Origin of the sequence: Brachyspira sp. (assembly GCF_050873525.1) — a bacterium.
Classification (GTDB): domain Bacteria; phylum Spirochaetota; class Brachyspiria; order Brachyspirales; family Brachyspiraceae; genus Brachyspira.
Genome location: NZ_JBNMIZ010000153.1, coordinates 1 through 6,442 on the forward strand (window position 1 = coordinate 1; position 6,442 = coordinate 6,442).

A 6,442-nucleotide genomic window follows, 5' to 3' on the forward strand; every position below is an offset into this window, starting at 1 on the left:
ACATTATACAATACTACATTAATATTTTTAGATTTTATAAAATTAAAAAAATTATAAAAGGCTTGTATAATGAAAAACAATATAAAAGATATTATGGATACTATAGTCGGCGAATGCAGAAATTTCAAACATACATTAAAAGAAATTTTATACGCGATAGTTATAGTATTTCTTATAAACACTTTTTTAATACAGAACTATCAAATACCGACTGGTTCTATGATTCCGACAATAATGCCCGGCGACAGATTATTTGCAAATAGATTCGTTTACGGAGTCAAATTTCCTTTCACGGACGGACTTTTGGGTTATAGGCTTCCAAAAATTAAATCGCCTCAAAGGGGAGATTTGGTTGTTTTCAGAGCGCCGCCTTCTTCAACTTTCGGCTGCGAATCCGCCATGCCTTATTACGAGCCTTCGCCTTTAGTTCAATTATTAAAATTGCCGATTATGATATTTTCGATTACTCCGTTTACCTGGGACCCGAGATTTTTATTAGCCGATTTTATAGGAGAAAAACTTACGGGCGGAAAACATTTAGCTCCAATGCCTTTATTCTTCGGACTTAAAACGGTTGATTTGGACCCGAGAAAAGAATTCGTAAAACGAGTTATTGCCACCGCTGGAGAAACGGTAGAATTAAGAGATAAAAATATATTTATAGATGGAGCGCAAGTGGAAGATAAATGGGGATATTTCTTTTACGGAGAGAGAGAATTTTATCCGATTATCGACATATACGGACCAGTTTATGTTCCTAAAAGAGGCGACACGATAATATTCAGAAAACTTGTAGACAGAGCGGATTATTATAACGACACTTCTTCTTTTGAAGTTTATATAAACGATAAAATAGTAAGCGATGATGTAAAGCTATGGTTTTGGATGAATATATATATTCCAAATACTGGAAATAATGAGGAAGAATTTATATATACCGTTCCCGAAGATTATTTTTTTGTAATGGGCGATAATAGAGACCAAAGTTGCGACAGCAGAATGTGGGGGCTTGTTCCTTATAGATTGATAAAAGGACAGCCGATGATAGCTTGGATACAATCGAAAAGACCCGCGGATGTGGAAAAGCAGGGATTTTTTAAATACTTTATAATTAAATAAAATAAAATTAGAAAATAATATGTATGAGCAAATTTCCGAGGAGACATTAAAAGAATTATTTAAAATTTGGAAAGTAAAAAACGCGGAAGAATTAAAAAATAAATCTTCAAATATTTCGCTCGTTTCTTTTAAATTTTATAAACTGCCGATAGAATCAAAAAATATAATTTATTATCTTTTAAAAAACGAAGGCAAAGGATTAAGTTCCATCGATATAGCTTACTCGCTTCGCTATTCGCCGAAACAACTGCCGACATTTTTTAATTTTGTAGAATATATAAAAGATTCGGGATTAATATATGTGAGAATGAGAAGAAGAAGATTGACATCGGGAGACGATATTTTATTTTTTCTTCCAAACATAAAGGAAATAATTGAAAATATAATTTTGGAAGAATTAAAAATTAAAAATCATATCTACATTGAATATAACGAAAACATATATAAAAAATATTTCAAAAATATAATTTCAATATACGAAAACGGACGAGTTTTTGAAAAAGATAAATTAAAAATATCGGACGAAGATTTATCAGATTTATGCAATGCAAATATATTATGCATTTATTTTTACGAAGAAAATTTTAAAACTTATATTGGAATAAATAATAATAAAGTAATAGAAAAAATAGAAAATAGCTTTGACGAAAATATTTATTCTTCGGCTTTCATTTATAATCATATAAATATTTTGAACGATATTGAAACTTTGCTTTACGAAGCGGACTGTCAAAAATTAAATATTGACGATATTGACATTAAATTTTTAAGTTTCAATGTAAGAGCGGGTATCATAGCGAATATTTGTTTGAAATTGGATTTGATAAAATTAGACAATCGAGGATTTATTTTGCTTGAATACGATAATATAAAAAATTATTTTTCGGAAAATTTGGAAAATAGAATTGAAATTATCTCAAAAAGATTTTATAAAAATTATTATCCTCATTATAAAAAAATTTTAAAAGCGCTGGAATATAATAATATAATATCGAAATCAAAATTATTTTTAGAATTAAAAGAAAAATATAATATCGTTTTAAATAACGAAGATTATAACAATCTTTTATATTCCATGTTTTTGCTCGGATTTTTGGAAGCGTCTTTTTACGAAGAGGCGATTATATCTTTGAAAAATGTTTACTATAATAAAAATAATTTAAGTAAAAAATGTTTCATAAACAGCAATTTTGAAATGACTTTAATCAATCATAATTTATTTTCAAACGATTTTATTTATATGTGCAATTTATATTTTGAACTCGATAGTAAAGAAACGGTTTACACTTACACAATGACGGAAGATAAAATATTGAAAGGAAAAACTATAATAAATAATCCGAATTCAAAATATAGTTTTTATAATTTTTTAAATATTTTAAAAGAAACTTTGGAAAAAAATTCAGTAAGCATTCCAAAGCATATCGAAACGAATCTTAAACGGTGGTATGAAAGAGGAATAATATCTTCAATATACGAAAATGTCACGCTTATTAATATAAAAAATCAAAATAAAATCGAAGAGATAATTTGCGAGGCTGAAAGAAAAGGAATAAATATAATTAAACTTAACGAAGAATACTGCATGCTGAAATCGAATTCTATGAGCAAGAAATCTTTAATTAAATTTTTAAGACAGAGAAGAATAATAATAACTTTTTAAACTTTAATAATTATGACAGACTATTTAAATAAAGAAACTTACAATTTTTATTTGCCCGAAAATTTAATCGCGACAACTCCGAATTACGACAGAGATAAATGCAAATTAATGACAATGAATATTGAAACGGGAAAAATCGAACATAAATTTTTTTACGATATAATATATTATCTTAAAAAAGACGATATTTTAGTTTTGAACGACAGCAAAGTTATTCCCGCGAGAATATACGCAAAAAAGAAAACTGGCGGAATCGTTGAAATACTTCTTTTGCAAAAAATTAACTCGGATGAAAATTTTTGGGAATGTTTGATAAAAGGAAAAAATATAAAAGAAAAAGATATTTTATTTTTAGATTATGATAATATAGAAGCGATTATTGAAAAAGATAATATTTCTACAAAATTAATCAGATTTTCAAAACCGATAAATAGCGAAATTCTGAATAATATTGGAAATATTCCTCTTCCGCCTTATATAATTCAAAATAGAAAAAAAAGAGGAGAGAGCGAATATAACGATAAAGATAAAGAATTCTATCAAAATATTTACGCAAAAAATGAAGGAAGTATTGCATCTCCGACTTCGGGACTTCATTTTACAAACGAACTTTTGAATAAAATAAAAAATATTGGAATTGAAATTTGTTATATTACTTTGCATGTCGGTTTTTCAACTTTCAATCCGCTTAAAGAAGATAATCTTAAAAATCATATAATGCATGAAGAAAAATTTATTATCGAAAAAGCAACCGCCGATTTGATAAAAGAATCAAAAAAAATTGGAAGGCGAATAGTCGCATGCGGAACTACGGTGGCGAGAGTTTTGGAAAGCGAATTTGAAAATAAAGATTTTAAAAGATTAAAAGGCGCTACAAATATTTTTATTTATCCGCCTTATAAATTCAAATGCATTGACGCTTTAATAACGAATTTCCATACTCCGCATTCCACACTTTTGGCTATGGTAAGCGCTTTCGCGGGATACGATAATATAATGAACGCTTATAAAACTGCTATAGAAAATAATTACAGATTTTTTTCCTACGGCGATGCGATGTTTATGTATTAAGTAAAATATTAATTAATCAAATATTTTGTTTTTTATTTTATTTCATTTTGATATATAATCTTATTATTATTGAATAGAGGAAATTTATATGGCAGAGAATAAAACAAATAAAGAATTGGCATTTGAAGGAATTAAAGGGCTTGTTGAAAAGTTTGAAAATAATTATAAGCAGTTTCATGCGAGCGATTATAACGAAACTTTGACGAGGCAGGATTTTATTAATCCGTTTTTCGAGTATTTGGGATGGGATATTTCAAATAAACAAGGCTATTCGCAGACTTATAGAGAAGTTATTCATGAAGATAAATTGAAGATTGGTAAAGAGACAAAAGCTCCCGATTATTCTTTTAGAATTGGCGGGAATAGAGTATTTTTTGTGGAAGCGAAAAAACCGAGTTTGAATTTGAAAGAGGATTCGGATGCGGCTTATCAAGTGAAACGATACGCTTGGAGCGGAAAATTAGCTGTGAGTATTTTGACGGACTTTGAAGAGTTTGCAATTTACGACTGTTCTAAAAAACCTTCGCCCAACGATAAAGCCTCGATGTCGAGAGTAGAATATATAAATTATAAAGATTATTTAAATAGGTTTGATTTTTTATACGACACATTTGCAAAAGAAAATGTATTGAAAGGCTCTTTGGAAAAATATAATGCCGAAACGAAAAATAAAAAAGGAACGGAAAGCGTAGATATTGATTTTCTTAATTCGCTCGATAATTTGAGGACAAAATTGGCTTCGAGCATAAGCAAATTAAATAATTTGCCTGAAAGAGATTTGAATTTTGCGGTTCAGCATATAATCGACAGAATAATATTTTTGAGAGTGGCGGAAGATAGAGGAGTTGAGAATTATGGAGATTTGCGGGAGGCTTGTAGTAATAATCGGATTGCTTCGGCAGAGCCTCGCAATGACAATGAAGTTAAGGATTGCCACGCCTCACTTCGTGAGGCTCGCAATGACGGTGGAGTAAATCGTCATTCGCCAAAGGCGTCCCGTTGGAACGAGGACAAAGTCCGAAGTAATCCAATTAATAATAGCGTAAATTATTATAAGAATATAGTTGAGATTTTTAAGAAGGCGGACGGGAAATATAATTCGGGGATTTTTGATTTTAGGAAAGACGAAATAACGCAAAATATAAAAGCGGAGAATAAAATAATTAAGGAAATAATTAACGATTTGTATTATCCAAAAAGTCCTTATGAGTTTTCGGTAATATCGGTGGAAATTATAGGGAATGCATACGAACAGTTTTTGGGAAAGACTATAACGATTGGGAATAATCATAAAGCGAAAATCGAACTTAAACCAGAGGTAAGGAAGGCTGGCGGAGTTTATTATACGCCCGAGTATATAGTCGATTATATTGTGGAGAATACGGTTGGAGAGAAGATTAAAAATAAAAGCCCAAAAGAAATATCAAATATAAAAATAGTTGACCCCGCTTGCGGCAGCGGAAGTTTTTTGCTTGGCGCTTATAAATATTTACTTAATTATCATAGAGAATATTATTCAAAGCAAGGTAAAAAGAAATTTCTTGGCTCGAAAGAAGACGCTATTACGGAAGACGGCGATTTGGCATTATGGGTAAAAAAGCAGATACTGATAAATAATATTTTCGGAGTCGATATTGACTCGAACGCTGTGGAGGTTACAAAATTATCGCTACTTTTGAAATGTATGGAAGGCGAAACTCCAGCATCGATAATGAATAATCAAAGTTTATTCAACGAACGGGCTTTGCCTTCATTGGACGAAAATATCAAATGCGGAAATTCTTTGATAGGGAACGATTTTTATAGCGGCGGCGATATACTTAATATGGATATTGAAACGCAATATAAAATTAACTGCTTCGATTGGGAGCGTGAATTTTCTTCAATTTTTAAGAACGGCGGATTTGATATTGTTATCGGCAATCCTCCTTACGGGGCAGAGTTGATGGATATTGAAAGAAATTATTTAGAAAGAAAATATAATTTAAGCAATACGAATACTGCAGCACTATTTATAGGATTATCAAAACATTTATTAAAAGACAAAGGCGTTAATGGTTTTATAATTCCTAAATCTTTTATATACGCTTCAAATTGGGAAAGCTCAAGAGAATTGATTATAAACGATTTGCAAGAGTTGGTAGATTGCGGTAAAGTTTGGAAAGAAGTTAAATTGGAACAAGTTATAATTATGTTTTGCAATAATTCCGAAGTCGATACTTATAAAGCCTCCGAAAGAAACGAAAATAATATTATAACGGTTGGCAAAATTGATAAAAAAACATTTAGAGAATTTGGATTTTATTTGAATGCGGTTTCTAATGAAGAATTGAATATAGCTTATAAGATGAGAAAATCGGGAATTTATTTAAATGACTTTATAATAAATAGAAGAGGTGTGGGGTATCAAAAGTTATCTCTAGATGAAATACCTAATGATAAGTATTATAAAGTTATAGGTGGTAAAAATATATCAAGATATTATTTTCCAGATAATTCTAAAAAATATATTTTACAAAAAGAAGTCGTTGATAATAAAGCAAAAATAGATAATAATTCTATATTAGTGCAAAATATTATATCATATAC

Annotated in this window: 4 protein-coding genes; all 4 read left to right on the forward strand. The window is 29.6% G+C overall.

Annotation, left to right across the window (positions count from 1 at the left end; translation table 11 throughout):
* The first annotated feature begins 69 nt into the window (after window positions 1-69).
* Window positions 70-1,119 (forward strand): signal peptidase I, encoded by a 1,050-nt coding sequence (gene lepB / locus ACR0QS_RS09720; protein WP_432633249.1) that lies wholly within the window; start codon window positions 70-72, stop codon window positions 1,117-1,119.
* 19 nt (window positions 1,120-1,138) lie between these two features.
* Window positions 1,139-2,782 (forward strand): hypothetical protein, encoded by a 1,644-nt coding sequence (locus ACR0QS_RS09725; RefSeq protein ID WP_432633250.1) that lies wholly within the window; start codon window positions 1,139-1,141, stop codon window positions 2,780-2,782.
* 12 nt (window positions 2,783-2,794) lie between these two features.
* The gene (gene queA, locus ACR0QS_RS09730) at window positions 2,795-3,853 is read left to right on the forward strand and encodes a tRNA preQ1(34) S-adenosylmethionine ribosyltransferase-isomerase QueA (RefSeq protein WP_432633251.1); all 1,059 of its coding nucleotides are present in this window, start codon (window positions 2,795-2,797) and stop codon (window positions 3,851-3,853) included.
* 88 nt (window positions 3,854-3,941) lie between these two features.
* On the forward strand, window positions 3,942-6,442 hold a 2,501-nt coding region (locus ACR0QS_RS09735; RefSeq protein WP_432633252.1), incomplete at its 3' end, for an Eco57I restriction-modification methylase domain-containing protein.